The sequence below is a fragment of the Myxococcus guangdongensis genome (genome assembly GCF_024198255.1).
GTDB lineage: Bacteria > Myxococcota > Myxococcia > Myxococcales > Myxococcaceae > Myxococcus > Myxococcus guangdongensis.
The window spans coordinates 354,190-372,153 of sequence record NZ_JAJVKW010000002.1 but is presented as its reverse complement, the minus strand read 5'-3'; the positions used below and the strand labels follow the sequence as shown (position 1 = coordinate 372,153).

General features: G+C 70.4%; 9 protein-coding genes and 1 CRISPR repeat array. Of the genes, 3 read left to right on the top strand and 6 right to left on the bottom strand.

All coding sequences use genetic code 11. From position 1 onward, the window contains the following. Positions 1–6 precede the first annotated feature (6 nt). Together LXT21_RS06350 and LXT21_RS06345 are read left to right on the top strand one after the other, a co-directional pair. A complete protein-coding gene (locus tag LXT21_RS06350) occupies positions 7–2,175 on the top strand; it encodes a bifunctional alpha,alpha-trehalose-phosphate synthase (UDP-forming)/trehalose-phosphatase (RefSeq protein WP_254037192.1) in 2,169 nt (722 codons plus the stop codon). A 168-nt stretch (positions 2,176–2,343) separates the two neighbouring features. Further along, positions 2,344–3,546 carry a serine hydrolase domain-containing protein gene (locus tag LXT21_RS06345; protein WP_254037191.1) on the top strand — a complete coding sequence of 401 codons (1,203 nt, stop codon included), beginning with the start codon at positions 2,344–2,346 and terminating at the stop codon, positions 3,544–3,546. Between the two features lie 420 nt (positions 3,547–3,966). Beyond that, positions 3,967–5,567: a CRISPR direct-repeat array (repeat unit 37 nt; unit sequence GTCGCTCCTCGTGAACGCGAGGGGCGTGGGTTGAAAC). A 106-nt stretch (positions 5,568–5,673) separates the two neighbouring features. Here the strand turns inward: LXT21_RS06345 and LXT21_RS06340 are convergent. Together LXT21_RS06340 and LXT21_RS06335 are read right to left on the bottom strand one after the other, a co-directional pair. After that, positions 5,674–7,017 (bottom strand): hypothetical protein, encoded by a 1,344-nt coding sequence (locus LXT21_RS06340; RefSeq protein WP_254037190.1) that lies wholly within the window; start codon positions 7,015–7,017, stop codon positions 5,674–5,676. An 88-nt stretch (positions 7,018–7,105) separates the two neighbouring features. Beyond that, entirely contained in the window at positions 7,106–10,765 is a 3,660-nt protein-coding gene (locus LXT21_RS06335) for a DUF3857 domain-containing protein (RefSeq protein ID WP_254037189.1), read from the bottom strand. 269 nt (positions 10,766–11,034) lie between these two features. Here LXT21_RS06335 and LXT21_RS06330 point away from each other — a divergent pair, with 269 nt between their 5' ends. After that, on the top strand, positions 11,035–12,003 hold the full coding sequence (locus LXT21_RS06330) for a DUF6624 domain-containing protein (protein ID WP_254037188.1): 969 nt from the start codon (positions 11,035–11,037) through the stop codon (positions 12,001–12,003). 13 nt (positions 12,004–12,016) lie between these two features. Here the strand turns inward: LXT21_RS06330 and LXT21_RS06325 are convergent, their stop codons facing one another. The 4 genes from LXT21_RS06325 to LXT21_RS06310 all read right to left on the bottom strand — a co-directional run bounded on the left by LXT21_RS06325 (position 12,017) and on the right by LXT21_RS06310 (position 17,865). Further along, positions 12,017–12,760: an arylamine N-acetyltransferase family protein gene (locus LXT21_RS06325; protein ID WP_254037187.1), complete on the bottom strand. Its 744-nt coding sequence runs from the start codon at positions 12,758–12,760 to the stop codon at positions 12,017–12,019. Between the two features lie 91 nt (positions 12,761–12,851). Then, the gene (locus LXT21_RS06320) at positions 12,852–15,575 is read right to left on the bottom strand and encodes a M1 family metallopeptidase (RefSeq protein ID WP_254037186.1); all 2,724 of its coding nucleotides are present in this window, start codon (positions 15,573–15,575) and stop codon (positions 12,852–12,854) included. Positions 15,576–15,691: 116 nt separating this feature from the next. Then, positions 15,692–16,960 carry an SBBP repeat-containing protein gene (locus LXT21_RS06315; RefSeq protein WP_254037185.1) on the bottom strand — a complete coding sequence of 423 codons (1,269 nt, stop codon included), beginning with the start codon at positions 16,958–16,960 and terminating at the stop codon, positions 15,692–15,694. Between the two features lie 203 nt (positions 16,961–17,163). Continuing rightward, positions 17,164–17,865, bottom strand: a complete 702-nt coding sequence (locus tag LXT21_RS06310; RefSeq protein WP_254037184.1) for a ComF family protein — start codon at positions 17,863–17,865, stop codon at positions 17,164–17,166. Positions 17,866–17,964: the final 99 nt, after the last annotated feature.

Sequence of the window (17,964 nt, the reverse complement as noted above, 5' to 3'; positions counted from 1 at the left end):
GGCTCTATGCCTCGACTCCTGCTCGTCTCCAATCGTCTCCCTGTCACCGTCAAGGTGGAGAAGGACAGCGTCGCCGTGGTGCGCAGCTCCGGCGGGCTGGCCACGGGCCTTCGACGACCCCATGAGCGCTCCGGCGGTCTGTGGATTGGTTGGCCCGGTGACGTGTCCCGTCTGTCGGAAACCCAACGCACCCAGGTGGAGGCGCGCCTCGCCGAGGAGCGCTGCGTGCCCATCGACCTCTCGCCCAGCGAGGTGAGCCGCTACTACGAGGGCTACTCCAACCGCGTGCTCTGGCCGCTGTGCCACTACATGCTGGAGCGCGTCCCCCGGCAGGACCGCGACTGGGAGGTGTACCGCAAGGTCAACGAGCGCTTCGCGGACCTGGTGGCCCGGAACTATCAACCCGGAGACACCATCTGGGTCCACGACTACCAGCTGATGTTGCTGCCGGGGTTGTTGCGCCAGCGCCTGCCCGAGGCGCGCATCGGCTACTTCCACCACATCCCGTTCCCCTCCTCCGAAATCTTCCGCACGCTGCCCCGACGCGAGGCGCTGCTGAAGGGACTGCTCGGCGCGGACCTCATCGGCTTCCACACCGTGAGCTACGTGCGGCACTTCTCCGGCTCGCTGCTGCGGCAGCTCGGTCTGGACACGGATGTGGACCGCATCATGTGGGAAGGGCGTCAGGTGCGCGTGGGCGCGTTCCCCATGGGCATCGACACGGAGGCGTTCGAGTCGCTCGCGAAGGAGCCGAGCGTGTTGGAGGAGGTCGCGTCCCTGCGACGCACCGCCGAGGGCCAGCGCATCCTCCTGGGCATCGACCGACTCGACTACACGAAGGGCATCCCGCGCCGGCTGCTCGCCGTGCAGCGTCTGTTGGAGCGAGAGCCCGCGTGGCGTGGACGGCTGCGCTTCATCCAGGTGGCCGTGCCCAGCCGCACCCAGGTGGACGAGTACGCCACGTACCGCGAGCTGGTGAACGAGCTGGTGGGGCGCATCAACGGCCACTACGGCACCGTGCAGAACGTGCCGGTGCACTACCTCTACCGCTCCTTCAACGAGAAGCAGCTCGCGGGGCTGTACCGCGCCGCGGACGTGATGCTCGTCACGCCGGTGCGGGACGGGATGAACCTGGTGGCGAAGGAGTTCTGCGCCGCCCGGCCGGACGAGGATGGCGTGCTGGTGCTCAGCGAGTTCGCCGGCTCGGCGGACGAGCTGCACCGGGCCGTCGCCGTGAATCCCTACGACGTGGAGAAGGCGGCGGATGCCATCGAGGAGGCGCTGGAGATGGCCGAGCCCGAGCGCCGCGAGCGCATGCGCACCCTGCGCGCGCAGGTGAAGGCCCACGACGTCCACTGGTGGGTGTCCAGCTTCCTGGGACGGCTGCAGGGGCTGCCCTCGGTCTCCGTCCGCAAGTTCCAGAGCGGCGACGAGGCGCTGGCGGTGATGAAGTCCGCCGAGCGACTGGCGTTGATGCTCGACTACGACGGCACGCTGGTGGGCTTCGCGCGCAGGCCGGAGCTGGCCGCGCCGGACGACGCGCTGCGCGAGCTGCTGGCGAAGCTGTTGGCGCGGCCGGACATCTCCGTGAACGTGGTGAGCGGCAGGCCGAAGGAGACGCTGGAGGCGTGGTTCGGCACGCTGAACATGGGCCTCTACGCGGAGCACGGCCTGTGGTCGCGCCCCAAGCCCGGGGACACGTGGAAGATGCTGGAGGGCGTGTCGGCGGAGTGGAAGGCGGCGGCCCGGCCGGTGCTCGACGAGTTCGCCGCGCGCGTGCCGGGCTCGTTCGTGGAGGAGAAGTCCGCGTCGCTCGCGTGGCATTACCGGCAGGTGGACCCGGAGTTCGGCGCGCTGCAGTCGCGCGAGCTGCGGTTGAAGCTGGCGGAGACCTTCGCGCGCAGGCCGGTGGATGTCCTCCCTGGGGACAAGGTGGTGGAGGTGCGGCCTCACGGCGTGCACAAGGGGCGGGTGGTGGAAGGCGTGCTGCGCGGCCTGCCTCCCGGCACGCGGGCGGTGGCCATCGGCGATGACCGCACCGACGAGGACCTGTTCGAGGCCATGCCCGAGGACGGGCTCACGATTCACGCGGGCAACAAGCCCACGCGGGCCACGTATCGGGTCAGCGGACCCGAAGAGGTGCGCAAGCTGCTCGCCGCGCTCGTCGCGTCCTGAGCGTGGCCATCCGGCGCCGCCCCCAGGGGTGAAGCGCGCGACAGGGGCCCGACGCTTGTGTCGACGGGGCGTGGTCCAGTCCACGAAATCCCGACGGAGCGGGTGACACCGCTTTCCCTCGCTGGTGTTCTGTCCTCCGGGCCGGAGTTTCGAGAGGGGAGAGGGAACATGGATGTCCCGCGCCGGGGTCTGCGGGTCGGTGCCGCGGTATTGGTGGTGAGCTTTTCTGGGACGGGGTGTGCTCCCGGGGACGAAGCGCTCTCCAACGAAGTGGACGCCAGTGAACACGGCCTGGACTGGGGCCAGTCACTGTTGGCGCCGCTGGACCGCGAGACGCTGCGGCAGGTCATCATCGAGCTGCCCGACGCGACTGCCGCCCAGGTCCGCGTGCAGGGCTCCGCGGGCCGGTGGCTCGGCTCCGCGGGCGTGGCGGACCTGCACACCGGCGCGCCCATGCCGACCGACGCACGCTTCCGCATCGGTGGCCTCACGCAGACGTTCACCGCCACGGTGTTGTTGCAGCTCGCCGCCGAGCGCCGCGTGGACCTGGACCGTCCGGTACAGCATTCGCTGCCCGGCTTGTTGCCACCCAATTACCCGCTCATCACTGTCCGGCAGTTGCTCAATCACACCCACGGCCTGCCCGGTGTCCCGCTGTCCACGCGCCATCCCGAGTGGTTCTTCGAGCACCGCTTCCGCCGCTGGTCTCCGCGCGAGCTGGTGGCGCTGGCGCTCCCGCAGGGGCCGCGCTTCATGCCGGGTAGCGTGCAGGAGTACGGGCATATCGGCTATCTGGTGGCGGGGTTGCTCATCGAGAAGGTGACGGGCCGGCCCTACGGCCACGCTGTGCGGGAGCGCATCCTCACGCCGCTGTGCCTTCGCGACACGTCCGTGCCGGGCAATGACCCGACGATTCCTGGCCCCCACGCGCGCGGCTACGAGGCTCTCGCCAGCGCGGACGGGACGCAGCGCTGGGTGGATGTCACGGAGGCGAACCAGTCCCTGATGTGGGCTGCGGGGGAGATGATCTCCTCCACCGCCGACTTGGACACCTTCCTCTCCGCGCTCTTCCGGGGCCAGCTGCTGCCCGCCGAGCAGCTCGAGGAGATGTTCACGGTGCCGGACGTTTCCTCTGCGAGTGGCGGGCGCGCGGCCCATGGCGCGGGCTTGGCGCGCTATCAGCTGGACGGCGTGACGGTGTGGGGACGGCGCGGGGCGCGCCAGGGCTACGTCAGCGGCATGGGTGCCACGCGGGATTCGAGCCGGCGTCTCGTCTATGCCTTCAACACGCACCGCATGGGGCAGGCGCGGCCGGTGCTCGCCGACCGCATCATCGCCACCACCTTCGCCGCTCGTGCGCCTCGGCCCTGAGGCGGGGCGTCGATCATCTCTCCTCACGGGGTGAGCGATGCGGTACGGCCGCCGGGCTGCATGACACCTCGATGCGGGGAACATCTCTCCACGCGTTACGGATGGCGCATGGGAGGACGGTGCTGCCAGGATGACCTGGTTGTAGCGTCCTTCTGGTCCACTGGGATTGGAGGGTGTCAGGATGGCGACGAGAGCGCGCGCGGCTGCGCGGTCGGGAGGCTGCTTGCTGGGGGGCGGCGAAAGCGCGAACCTGTCCCGGTGTGCGCTCCGCCGAGGGTTCGCGCTCTTTGAAATCTCCAATAGTTCTTGAAGGTTGCCTGAGCGAAGGGCTGATTGCTGCGCGCTGTGGCTCCTTCCTTGGGTGGGGTTCGCGCGAAGCGGCCGAATACCCCTGTGGTCATGCTAGGTTGGACAGGCAGGGTCGCTCCTCGTGAACGCGAGGGGCGTGGGTTGAAACCGGGGTCAGTGGGACCTGCCCCACCGCTCGCTTAGTCGCTCCTCGTGAACGCGAGGGGCGTGGGTTGAAACTTCCCGAACAACCCGAAGAGGGCGCCGACCTCGCCCGTCGCTCCTCGTGAACGCGAGGGGCGTGGGTTGAAACGCGCGTAGTCGCGTTGGGACACCCAGCGAGCGCAGTCGCTCCTCGTGAACGCGAGGGGCGTGGGTTGAAACAAGGATTGGTTGAATCAGCTCCAGTCCGAGGGCCGGTCGCTCCTCGTGAACGCGAGGGGCGTGGGTTGAAACTGGCGCAGGGGCTCGAGCACCGACCTCAACGTGGTCGCTCCTCGTGAACGCGAGGGGCGTGGGTTGAAACAAGAGCGGCACTCGGCCGGGAAACCGCGTCCGGGTCGCTCCTCGTGAACGCGAGGGGCGTGGGTTGAAACTCAGCAGAGGCCGCGGGGACCCAGAATGCCTGGGTCGCTCCTCGTGAACGCGAGGGGCGTGGGTTGAAACAATGCCTAACGCCTGTAACACCTACGAGATGCCGTCGCTCCTCGTGAACGCGAGGGGCGTGGGTTGAAACGGGCAGAACATGGCGTCCCGGCAGCAGGCGCTGGTCGCTCCTCGTGAACGCGAGGGGCGTGGGTTGAAACACCCTCCAGTACAAGCGGCAGACGCTGGTGGGCGGTCGCTCCTCGTGAACGCGAGGGGCGTGGGTTGAAACATGGATGCGCACGCGGACATCGACTGGGACAGCGTCGCTCCTCGTGAACGCGAGGGGCGTGGGTTGAAACAGTCTGAGTGGCACCCCTCACGACCTGCCCTATCTGTATGTCGCTCCTCGTGAACGCGAGGGGCGTGGGTTGAAACTCTGCTAGCAACCTAACCACCAACCCAAAGTCGGCCGTCGCTCCTCGTGAACGCGAGGGGCGTGGGTTGAAACACCGGCGCGCCGAACACGGAGGAGATGGTCGCCGGTCGCTCCTCGTGAACGCGAGGGGCGTGGGTTGAAACAAAATCATCAACTTCGTCACGCTCCGCAACGTCCGTCGCTCCTCGTGAACGCGAGGGGCGTGGGTTGAAACATCGTCAGCGGGCCGCCGATGAGGTCGCGGACCGGGTCGCTCCTCGTGAACGCGAGGGGCGTGGGTTGAAACGTCTGGCGCTCCCGCACCGACGTCTCCTCTCGGTGGTCGCTCCTCGTGAACGCGAGGGGCGTGGGTTGAAACGACTGTAGCGGCCTCGTCACGTGGGCGCTGCAGTCGCTCCTCGTGAACGCGAGGGGCGTGGGTTGAAACTTCTCGGCCAGGGAGAGCAACGGCGGGCGGATGAGTCGCTCCTCGTGAACGCGAGGGGCGTGGGTTGAAACCTGGATGCTGAGTTTCCGGACGGCAGCCACCAGCGGCGCTCCTCGTGAACGCGAGGGGCGTGGGTTGAAACCGTTCGGCCCATGGAAAGGCAGGCCCACGCTGTGTCGCTCCTCGTGAACGCGAGGGGCGTGGGTTGAAACCGGCGAGGCCTCCGGCGGTGGAGTCAGAAGCCCGTCGCTCCTCGTGAACGCGAGGGGCGAGGGTTGATGCAGGGGACTCCAGGTGCGTCGTCAGCGTCAGCGTCTGCTTCTGTGTCTCTGCGGCCTCGATGCGCGCGAGCCACATGGAGGCCCCTCTCGCATTCGCTCAAGCCGTGTCAGGGCTGAGGCTTTGGCGCGCGAGCCTCGGGTGCCTGGAGCGTCAGGTCTCCAGGTCTGGGCCCCGCCTTGGCGCTCCAGCCGGGTGCCAACTCCAACACCCAGCCCTCACCCTCCCATCGACCATCTCGGAGCTCCGTGTGAGGGGCGTTCACCGTGGCCGTCTTCCAGTCCGAAGCGAGGAGCACGTCGGAGCTCACCGTGAGCGAACCCCACGCATCGACGATGCGCGCGCCGGGATACACCGTGCCGTGCTCGGCGAGCGGAATGAGCTCACCAGGGTTGAACTGAATGCGCATGCGGACCAACGGGAGGCGCAGCACCGGACCCTCCACCAGCTTCTTGCGCAGCGCCTCGGCCCGGGCCTCGGCGAGGCGAGACCGCTCGCGTTCGGTCTCTCGCAACGCGGCGCCGTCGTAGCGCGCTTCACGCTCGGGTGAGGACTCCGGCATCCCCAACTTCAGTGCGTCCTGAAGCAGCGTTCCCAGGTCCGCCCCGGCGAGCGCCCGGGCCCGCCACCCCTGGGCGCGAGTCCCCGCCTCGTCCAGCAGGAGTCCGTAGGCGGGGCCCGAGGCATAGGCGAACGCACGCACGAAGGACTTCCGCCTGGCGCCATCGTCGAGGTTCTCCAGCGCCAGGGCCCGCCTGCCCCGTGCATCTGCCCCCGCCAGCACGACGCCCGTGTACTCGGCGAGGCCTTCGTTCTCCTCGAGCAGTCCTTCCGCGACGGCCGCCTCGGCGAAGAGCGCGCGGCGCTCACGGCGGAACACCAGCGCGTCCTCGACGGCGCGAGCGCGGACCGAAGGCGCCGTCGCGCGCAGGGCGGCCGCGAGGGCACGCCACTCGAGCTGCAGCAGCGTGCGGCCCTCGATGCCATCGAGGTGCGCATTGTCCTTCTCCCGCCCAGGCTGTCCCAGGGTGGTCCGGAGCCGATGGAAAGCCTCATGGGCAATCAGCGCACGGCGACGCACGGGGACGTCGGGCAACGGCCCCAATAGCTGGACCCAGGTGGTCCCCGCCCAGCTCAGGGCCGTGTTCGCGATGGTGAGCTCCGAGGGGAGCACGCCCACCCACGGCCCTGTCCCCGCGCCCTTCGGCCAGGTGCTCGCGACGAAGACGCGCGTGGCGGGATGGACGACGAGGAGCGGAGCACACAGCGAGTGGCCCCACAGCCGCTGCCCCTCCGCGGCACACGTCCGCTGGAACTCAGCGAAGGCCGAGGTGAGTGTCCCCACCTCCAGGACCTCGGGCACGGGCTTCACCTCGGGCTCGGCCGCGGCCGCACCGAAGCCCGAGAAGACCACCGCCGCCACCGCGAGTCCCATCCATCGTCGGTGTTCCATCGAGCCGCCCTCCCAGGTTGGGGGCGACAGTACACGGCCGGGCTTCCACGGCAACCCACGTGGAGCCCGGCCCTGTGCGCTCAGCCGTTCACGGCGTCAGCGACGCCGTACGCCCGCCGGGCCCCTGGATGACGACCCGACGACCGAAGGCGCGGTCCACCCGACCCAGGAACTCCCGGAACGCCGGGTACTCGTCCGACTTGATGCGCGCGACGGAGAGCTTCACCTCACCCTCGGCGACGAGCTTGCCCTCCTCCACGCGGTAGGTGAGGCGCAGCCTTCCGAACGGGTTCGTCTCGTCCACCGCCTGCGGCAGCTCCGTCACGGACCAGCCCGCCGGCAGCGTGTAGCGCAGGTTGAACAGGTTCACCCACGGGCTCTGCATCACCAGGTCGAAGCGGCGCTCCGCCAGGGGCGCGAAGGCCTGCTGGTAGGTGCGGCCCGTGCCGAAGGGCAGGAAGCGCACCGCGTTGGACATCACCTCCGCGTAGCGCGGGATGCTCATGCGGAAGCCCATGGCCACGTCCTCGTCCAGGCGCGTGGTGTCGTTGAGCGACACCTCGTTCACCGTGAGGCCCGGGAAGCTCTGCGCCCACGCGCGCTCGAAGGTGGACTTGCGCGTGGCCTCGGGGCGGTAGGCGCGGCGGTACTCCGGCGCGCTCTGCCCGCTCACCGTGCTGGCGCCCGTCACCTCGGCGCTGCCGTCCGCGCGCAGCGTCACGTCCATCTTCAGGCCCGTGGCGTTGTCCTCCGCCTTCGCCTCCGGAGTCACCAGGAAGGTGCTCTTGCCGTCCGGCTCCACCACCAGCACGTTGGCCACCCGGTCCGCGCTGGGCAGCTCCTTGGCCCCGTGGAACTCCGCCGTGCCATCCAGGTACAAATCGAACTTGGGCACATACGCAATCGCGTGGTTGAAGGCCGCCAGGCTCGCCGGCTCCGCGTCCAGCGCGCCCAGGTTGCGCATGCGCAAGAGCACCAGCCGGCTGTCCACGCCCGCCACCCGCAGCATGGAGTGGATGAGGCTCGCCTTGTCCTTGCAGTCACCGAAGCGGCGCGCCAGCACGCGGTCGACCCGGTACGGCTTGAAGCCGTGGATGCCGAACTCCAGCGCCACGTAGCGCGTGTTCGTCACCACGAAGTTGTAGATGGCGCGCACCACCGCCAGCTCGTTCTTGCGGTCCACGCCCTGGAGGACCTGGTCCACCGTCTGCTTGAGCTCCGCGTTGGGCTGCAGCTGATCTCTCACGAGCCCCCACCAGTAGCGGCCCACCTGGTCCCACGTCTGGTACGTGGACACGTGCAGGTTCTGGGCGACCTCCGCCCAGCCCGGCATGCCCGGCTCCGGCACCACCTTGGCCACGTGCTTCGCGCCCCAGCGGTACAGCACGCGGCCGCCCTCGAGCGACTCCTGCGCGCTCTCCACGCCGTTCAACTTGCTCTTGTTCCAGTAGAGCGGGCGCTCCTTCGGAATCTCCACCAGGTACTGGAAGCGCAGCTTCGGGTAGACGCCCTGCACGCTCTCCACGTCACCCCAGTAGTCCGACAGCAGGTTCTCCTGCGCGGTGTCGTCCAGGCGGTACGTCACCTCCAGCGTGTCGCCGGCGGCGAGCGACGGGAAGGACAGCACCTTGGCGCGGGCGTCGTAGTACATGCCCGTCCACGGCTCGTTGATGTTGCGGTCGTTCTCCCCGTAGCTCTCCACCACGGAGCCGTCCGCCTTCGTCACGCGCGCGCGCAGGATGCGCACCTCCTGACGGTCCGGCGAGTAGGTGATGGGCAGCGTGCGGAACGCGTCCACGCCGCGCGCGTTCTGCACCTTCACCACCATCTGCGACAGCCGGCTGGACAGGCCGCTCTTCTGGACGCTCACGTAGGTGTTGTCGACCAGGTAGATGGCGTCCTCGTGGACGTAGGCCTCGGCCTCCTTCGCCAGGGGCTTCGCGTCCACCACGTGCTGCATGCCGGCGCCGGTGCCCTCGCCCTTCAGGGCGCGCAGGGCCTCCTTGAGGCCGGGGTTCTGCGGACGCAGCACGAGCGAGCGCTCGAAGGCGGCCAGCGCGGGCTCGCGGCGACCGGCGGCGAGCAGGGCGCGGCCCTCGCGCTCGTAGACCTCCGGCTCGTCGGGCGACAGCGCGCGGGCCTCGGCGAACAGCGCCACGGCCTGCTCCACGTTGCCGTTGCTGGCCTTGAGCTCGGCGAGCCTCACGCGCGCGCCGTTGTCGAACGGGTTGAGGGCGACCAGCTGCGCGTACTCGCGCTCGGCGGCCTCCACCTGGCCGGAGTCCGCCAGCAGCGCGGCCAGCGAGCGGCGCGTGCCCGTGTCGTCGAAGCGCAGCGCCAGCACCACGCGCATGCGGTCCATGGCCTCGCGGTTGCGGCCCAGCTGACGGGAAATCTGCGCCGCGGAACGCACCGCGCGCGGCTGCCGGGGCTGGTAGCGGAAGGACTCCTCCACCAGCGCGTGCGCGCGGGGACGCTCGCCCAGCGCGTCGTGGGCGCGCGCGAGCACCAGGCGCGCGGGGGCGTCGTCCGGCGTCTTCTCCAGCACGGGCGCCACCAGCGGGATGACGCGCTCGGGGTGGCCACGCTCCATCTCGAAGTCGGCCAGCGCCACGCGGGCCTCGGGCAGCGCGGGGTCCGCCTTCACCGCGGCTTCGAGGAAGCGGCGGCGCTCGTTCAGGTCGTCGCGCTGGAGGCTCGCCGCGAGCATCTGCAGGCGCGCGTCCTGGGGCGCCAGCTCCGCGGCGCGCGAGGCCTCCACGGTGGCCGTGTGTTCGCGGTCATCGAAGCCGCGGTAGAAGCCGAGCACCCGCGCGTAGTCGCCGCGCAGGGCCGCGTCGTCGGGGCTCTTCTTCACCAGCGCCTCGAGCGCGGAGGTGAGCGTGGGCAGCACCTGGGGCGCGGGGGCCGCGCCGCGCTCCACGGCGGGGGCCTTGGCCGGCAGCGACGCGCGCACGCCCGGCGCCTCCTGGCGCAGGTAGAAGCCCAGCGGGCCCGTCTCCTGGCACACCTTGAGGAGCACGCGGTTGAGGCCCTTGCGCAGCTTCACGGACACGCGGGACTGGTCCGGGCGCGGCAGGTTGTAGCGGTCCTCCTTGGAGGCGAGCTGGCCGTTGACCCACAGGCGGTAGGCGCCGGAGGTGCCCAGGCCCAGCGTCACGCGCGTCTCCTGGTTGGACTCCAGCCACGTGGCCGCGTACGCCACGGCCTCGCGGTTGGGGCGCACCGCGGTGGCCAGGTCCACGTAGCCATCCGCCGTGTTCGCCGTCAGCTTGCGCCACGACACCTGGCGGCCCTTGGCGCCCGGGTAGGTGGCCGTCAAATCGAGCGCGGCGGCCTCCGGACCGAAGTCCGTGTCACAGCCGGACTTGCCCTCGTTGTCGAAGCCGCCGACGACGTAGTAGTCGCCCACGAAGCCCATCCACTGGCGCACCTCGTTGGCGCGCGTCAGCCGGCCGCGGGCCCGCTCGGTGTCCAGGAGGAGCAGCTGCGCGGTGGCGCGCGTGTTCGCGTCGAACTGGCGCCGCGAGGCGATGTAGGCGTACGTGCTCACCAGCGGCGTGAGGTCCTCGACCTCGTCCACCAGCGAGTGCAGCCGCAACAGGCCGGCCGCGCCCCGGGGCGAGGAGGCTTGCTTCATCGCCTCGGCCGCGTACACGCGCGCTGTTTCATCCGCCGCGGGCTTGGCCTGCGCCCAGAGGGGGCAGGTGAGCACGAAGACTGCGGCCAGCCATGTGAAGCGCGACATCCGTTCTCCTCGGTGCGACATGCGTGGGGCACAGCGTCCCATTCCTGGGGGCGCCGACGGCGATGAACAGGCGGGCCCTCCGGGGCCTTCCCCTGCATGCGACCCCGGACGGCGCACAGGCAACCGAAAACGTTACCCGGGGTGCGCTCGGGAACGGGGTGGGTGTGGGTAGGCACCCGGTGGATTTCGCGCGGAACGAGAGCTTGGTGTCCTGAAAAACCCGCCTACACTGCTGCCCCGTTTTCACCCACACCCCCTGGAGCCCCCGAATGCGTCGTCTCGTCATCCTGCTCGCCGCGTTGAACCTGGCCGCCTGTGCCCACTCCGCTGGCGGCGCGGCCACCCCGGCCGAGTCCCAGGCCGCCGCCGCGCCCAGGCCCGTGCCGACGCCCGAGGCGCGCAAGGCCGCCATGGAGGCGACCGGGCTGGCTGCCGCCGGCAACAACGAGGCCGCGCTGCCCCTGTACCGCGCGGCCTGGGAGGGCGGGGTGCGCAGCAACAACACGGCCTACAACGCGGCCTGTGCGGCGTCGCTCCTGAACCAGGGCGAGGAGGCCCTGATGTGGCTGGGGCGCGCGGCGGACGAAGGCTTCGATGACGTGGCCCACATGAAGAAGGACACGGACCTGGACAACGTCCGGGGCCTGCCGGGCTTCGCGGCCGTCGAGAAGCGCGTCGCGGATGAGGCGGCGAAGCAGCTGGCGGCGGCGGACCCGGCGCTGCGCGACGAGCTGCTGGCGCGCATGGAGGTGGACCAGCAGGTCCGCATGACGCTGATGCGGTCGAACTTCCAGGACGAGGCCGCGAAGAAGAAGCTGGAGGAGGTCGACGCGAGCAACACGGCCTGGCTCAAGGACGTCATCGCGAAGAAGGGCTGGCCGGGCCAGGCGCTGGTGGGCAAGAAGGCCTCCTTCGCGGCGTGGCTCCTGGTGCAGCACGCGGACAAGGACGTGGCATTCCAGGAGCAGGTGCTGCCCATGCTGGAGCAGGCCGTGGCGCGCGGAGAGGGCTCCAAGCAGAACCTGGCGTACCTGACGGACCGCGTGCTGGTGAACACCGGCAAGCCGCAGCGCTACGGCACGCAGATGGAAGAGGTGAACGGGCAGATGGAGCCCCGGAACCTGGAGGACCCGGCGAACGTGGACGCGCGCCGCGCGGCCGTGGGCCTGGGGACGATGGCGGAGTACAAGGCCTCGTTCGAGGCGATGCGCAAGCAGGCCGCCGAACAGAAGCCCTGAGTCCCGGGCCGCGCTAGAGGCGGATGCCGAAGTGCTCCGCCAGCGCCCGGGCGCGAGCGTCCTCGCCCTCCACGGGGTGCTCCTCGCGGGTGGTGCCGCGGGTGAGGACGAGGGCGCCTTCCTTGAGGGTGACGCGGCCGTCCCGCGTCGCCCGGGTGCACAGGCGTCCCCGCGTGAAGATGGACTGGGGGGATGTCTGGTGGTGGTGGCACATGCCCACGAAGTCCCCGAGCGCGCGCGGGACGAGGGACAGGGAGTACTGCGGCTGCCAGCTGGAGTCCTCGCGTCGCAGGAGCATGAGCCGGTCGCCCTCGGGCGCGAGCCGGAAGTCGCGTCCGACGCGGGTCTGCACGCCGCGCTCGTCCAGGCGCAGGGGCTCGAGGTAGCTGTCGCCGAAGCCCACGTCGACGAGCCACGTCCCCTCACGGTCCTCCACCTGGAGCGTCAGGTGGTCGAACTCCGGACCGAAGGTGCCATCCCGGGGCTCCATGGCGACCCGGGCGGACAGCGGCGTCACGCGCAGGCCGCGCTCGGTGAGCAGGCGGGAGAACAGCCCGTTGAGCTCGTAGCAGAAGCCGCCGCGACGACGGACGACGACCTTGTCGAAGAGCGCGTCCGGGTCCAGCTGGATGGGCCGGCCCAGGTGGATGTCCAGGTTCTCGAAGGGCACCGACTCCAGGTGGGCGCGCTGCAACTCGGCGAGCGATGCGTGCGCGGGAGCGCCGATGCGTTCGAGGTAGCGGGCGGAGTCGAACATGGCCCCATGTCTAGCGCGCTCGTGGGGCGCGCGCACCGTCTGCCCGCTTCGAACGGGCTCCCCCGGACACGAGGGGAGCCCGCACGGGCCTTCAGCGGGTGGGGGCCGCGGTGACCTGGGGCAGCTTGCCGACGAACGCGCGCACGCTGTCCTGATGGAGACGGTTGGACTCCACGCACAGCCGCACGGACTCGAGCGCCCGGGCGTAGGCGCGCGGCGCGCCCTCCAGCTTGTCGACGCGGGGCCCGAGGAACGCCTCCATCTGCGCGCGGCTCGTGTCGTCACACAGCGAGCCCGTCATCGCGATGAGCCAGCCCAGCTCATCCGAGCGGACGCGCGCGGCGAGCGTGTCGAAGTTCTCGCGGTAGAACTTCCAGGCCACGGCGCGCGTCTCCGGCTCGCTGAACGCCCCACCGAACAGGGGGCGCGCGTCGCGCACGTCGAACTCCGTCATCGCCAGCGTCAGGTTCTGCTTCACCAGCTCCGGGTCGCGGAAGCTCGACAGCGCGTTGATCATCTGGTTGCGCTCGTTGCGGTCCTCGGCCTTGCGCGCGTGGGCGAGCAGCTGCTCGTAGAGCGCCCGGTCCGAGTTGCGCGCCGCCACCGACAGCGCCACCGGCACCGCCTCCGGGTCCACGCTGTCGCGCCTGGCCAGCCACTTCGCCGCCAGGCCCTTCGCCTCGCGCGTGAGCGTGGGCTCCTCCCCCAGCATCGTCGCCAGCGACAGGAACAGCGAGCGCGTCTGCTTCACCTCGTCGCTGTCGCCCTTCGCGGGCTGCCAGCCCAGCGCCCGAGCGCGCGCGCTGTAGAGCTTGCCCACCCAGGCGCGGAAGCGGTGCCGCTCGGCGGGGGTGAGGGCGTCCTCGCCCACCAGGTTCAACAACCGCGCGCCGCTCAGCGCGATGGAGCGGTCCGGGTCCTTCGCCGTGTCGCTCACCAGCGAGAGCACCTCGCCGAGCCGCACGTCGCCCCGGCGCACCGCGCCCTCGATGTCCGCGAAGAAGGCCAGCCGCTCGGGCACCGTCAGCGACTTCTTGGCCACGCCGTTCACCTGCTGGAACTGCTGCAGCGTGTAGCTGGCGCGGTAGTAGCCCATGCCGCCCGCGTTGAGCAGCACCCACTGGGGGCAGCTCTTCATCGGCAGCTCCATCTCACCGGTGCGCTCGGAGAGCAGCTGACAGGCGCGCACGTCGCCGGCGCGGTCTCCGGCGCGCACGCACACGGGCACCGACCAGGTGGCGTCCTTGGACGCGGTGGAGCCCGCGGGCAGGAAGCGCTCCTGGGACAGCTTCAGCCGAGGCGCCTTGCCCGCGTCGCACACCAGCTGCGCGGAGATGTGGGGCGCGCCGGGCTGGTCGATGAAGCTGCGGAAGGAGCGCGCCACGTCGGGGCTCGCGGCCTGGGCGAGCGTGGTGGCGAAGTCATCCGACGTCGCGGTGCCCCACGCGTGCTTGCGGATGTGCGCGCGCAGGATGTCGCGCATCTTGTCCTCGCCCAGCCAGGACTCGAACATGCCGATGATGGCGGAGCCCTTGGCGTAGGTGGTGGAGTTGTCGAACGAACCGATGACGTCGTCATGCGTATTGGCGGGCTTGCGCACCGGCAGCGCCGCGTCGAGCGCGTCCGCGTTCATGGCGCCCGCGAGCGAGTTGGTGCTCGCGTCCCGACCGAAGCCCCAGCTCGGGTCGAACCCGTCCATCTGCTTGCGGTCCAACCACGAGGTGAGCGACTCGTTCAGCCAGATGTCGTCCCACCAGCGGCAGGTGACGACGTTGCCGAACCAGTAGTGCCCCAGCTCGTGGCCCGCGATGTTGACGTACCACTTGCGCCGCTGGAGCGTCTCCTCACCAGGGCGGATGAGCGTCAGGGGCTGGCCCAGGGCGACCAGGCCCGGGTGCTCCATGGTGCCCCAGTAGCGGGGCACCACCGCGACGTCGAGCTTCTCGTAGGGATACGCCTGGTCGAAGAAGTCCTCGAGCACCGTGACGATGCGCGGGGTGACGCTCGCGGCGTACGCGGTCTCCGCGCCGCGGCCCTTGGGGACGATGAAGCGCAGCGGCACCTGGTTGCGCCCGGTGGTGCCCGCGTCCACCACGTCGAACGGACCCACCACGAAGGCGACGAGGTAGCTGGGCATCGGCTTGCTGTCGCGGAAGGTGATGCGCTGCAGGCCGTCCGGCAGCGTCTCCTTCGCCTCGATGGCGTGGTTGGCCAGCGCCACGTCGTCGGCCTTCACCGTGAAGCGCAGCTGCCAGGGCACCTTGAAGCCCGGCTCGTCGAAGCACGGGAAGGCGCGGCGCGCGTCCACCGGCTCGAAGAAGGTGTAGAGGTAGTTGTGGCCGCCCTCCTCCTGCGAATAGAGGCCCCGGCTGCGCTCCTTGTCGATTTGACCCGTGAAGGCGATGACGATGCGCGCCTTGCCCGCGGGCAGGACTTCCGGAAGCAGCAGGCCCAGTCGTCCCTCGCTCTCGGTGACGGCCCTGGCCTCCAGCGCGCGGCCCTGCGTCTCGACGCGCGCGGAGGTGACCTCCAGGTCCTGCCCGTGCAGCCACACCTGGCGCACCGGCTCGCGCACGTCCACGTCGATGGTGACGGTGCCCGAGTGGGTGGACTCGGTGGAGATGAGCTTCAGGTCCAGCAGGTAGTGCAGGGGCTGGACGGTGTCCGGCAGGCGCAGCGCGGGGGGCCGGGCCTGGGGCCACTCGGGCGCCGCCGCCACCGTGGCCTCGGGCTTGGACGGCCCGGCGGACCCGGTGGCGTGGGTACAGTGGAGTGAGAGCAACGCGGGGACGAGCAGAAGGGAGTGCCAGCGCATGTCGCGAGGCTATCGCGCCCTCCACGATTGGCTACCGCGAAGCTCCCGTCCTGGATTCCGCGTGAGACAGGCAACGAACACCTGTCCCACGTCCGGACATGGAATGCGGGCCTGTCTCAGAAGCGGACGAGGAACGCGTCGTAGCTGCCCGCGTTGGTGCCGCCCAGGCTGCCGTAGGTGGAACCCGTCACATAGGCGTTGCCGCTGGTGTCCAGCGCCACGCCGCTGCCGACGTCCGGCAGGTGGGTGCCGACGACGCGCGTGCCCAGCTTGGTGCCCGAGCCGTCGTAGCGGGTGAAGAAGGCGTCCTGGCTGCCGGCGTACGGCTGGCCGTCCAGGGCGTTGGTCGTGTAGCCCGTCACGTTCACGGTGCCGTTGGAGGCCACGGCCACGCCGCTCGCGTAGTCGGGCTGCGCGCCGCCGAGCATGCGGCTCCACTGGCGGTTGCCCACGGCGTCATAGCGGGCGAGCACCACGTCGATGGTGCCGGCGTTGGTGTGGCCGTCGATGGCGCCGAAGGTGTCGCCGACGAGGTAGGCGCCGCCGTCGGGGCTGACCGCCACGCCCTTGGCGTCATCGAGGTCGGAGAGGTCCAGCTGGCGCACCCACTGCGTGGCGCCGAGGATGTCCAGGCGCAGCAGGAACATGTCCGTGCCCGTGGGCGTGGTGGCGCCGTCGAGGCTGCCGCTCGTCTGGCCCACGACGTACACCTTGTGGTCCGGCGTCACGGCGATGCCGCGCGCGATGTCGCCGTTGGGCGTGCCGAGCTGCCGCAGCCAGTACGGGTTGCCAGCGGAGTCGTAGAGGCCCACGAGGACGTCGTAGTTGCCCGGGTTGCCGCCGTTGGCGAAGCTGCCGCCGGTGTAGCCGGAGAAGTACAGGGTGTCGTCCGCGCCGATGGCCAGGCCCGTGCCGAAGTCATCCATCTGCGTGCCCTGCTGGCGCACCCAGAGCTGCTGGCCCTGCGGGCTGTACTTGGCGATGAAGAAGTCGTAGCCGCCGGCGTTCGTGTGGAAGCCCAGCGAGCCGTAGGTCCGGCCCGTGACGTACACGTTCCCCTCGGAGTCGGTGGTCGCGGCCGCGGGGCGGTCATCCTCGGGCGTGCCGAACTGGTGCACCCACTGCAGCGTGCCCGCGGTGTCGTACTTCGCGATGAAGACATCGTTGCCACCGGCCTTGGGCTCGGGGCCGAGCTGGCTGGTGGTGTTGCCCACGACATAGACGGCGCTGCCCGAGACGGCGACGGCGCGGGCCTGCTCGTCGAGGTTGGCGCCGAACTGCCGGGTCCACGAGGGCGCGGGGACCTGGGCCTGGGCGGCGGTGGGGAGGCTCAGCGCGCACACGGCACCAGCGAGGGCGAACGAACTCAACACGGGGAGTTTCATCACGGACTCCGTTTCGCAGAGGGGGAACCGAGCCGTGAAACGCGAATTGTCTCGTGACACGGCACTGATGCAAGAGCACGGGACGGGAAGTCGCGGAAGATGGGTAATGAAAGACACGCGGGGTCCGCGCTGAATCTGGGTGTGAGTTGTCGTTGACCCGGTTGCAATTGACGCGATGTGACAGTTGCTGCGCCGGGTCGCGTTCAGGTCACGGTGAAGGCGCGGGCGAGGGTGAGGACCTCGACGCGGGTGGCGCCGGCGTCCTGGAGCGCGGTGGCCGCGGCGCGCGCGGTGGCGCCGGTGGTGAAGACGTCATCGAGCAGCAGCACGTCGCGACCCGCGAGGTTGGCGGAGGCGACGAAGGCGTCCGCGACGTTGTCGGCGCGCTCGGCCTCGGTGAGGCCCACCTGTCGCTGGGTCTCCCGCGTGCGCGTGAGCAGGCCCACGGGGGCGCGGACGCCCAGGTGTTTCGCCAGGGAGCCCGCGAGCAGCTGGGTCTGGTCGTACTTGCGTGCGTGGTAGCGGCGGGTGTGGAGCGGCAGCGCGACGATGAGCCGTGGTGCGCGGGCGAGGAAGCTGTGGGCCTCCGCGGCGAGCATCTCTCCGAGGGGCGCGGCCAGCTCCGGGTGGTCTTCGTACTTGAAGCGGTGGACGGCGCGGGCCACGGGGCCTTCGTGCGCGAACGGGGCCCAGGCGCGGGAGAAGGGTGGGGGCGCGGCGCGGCAGCGTGGGCACATGCCGGCGGGGAAGGGACCGGGCTCCGCGCAGGTGCGGCAGCACACGGGCGGCAGGCGCTCCACGGCGGTGTCACAGGGCTCGCAGAAGAAGGCGCCAGGGCCTGGGAGGACCTTCGCGCAGGCAATGCACGCGGGCGGGTAGAGGACATCCAGCAGGGCCCTCAGCATGGGCGCGCGCTCGGGGACGCCCGCTGCGTGGAACCCCTGCACCCGACTCGTGTCGTCCCCATCCCCATCGCCCGTTCCCCCACCGCCCGAGACCGCCCA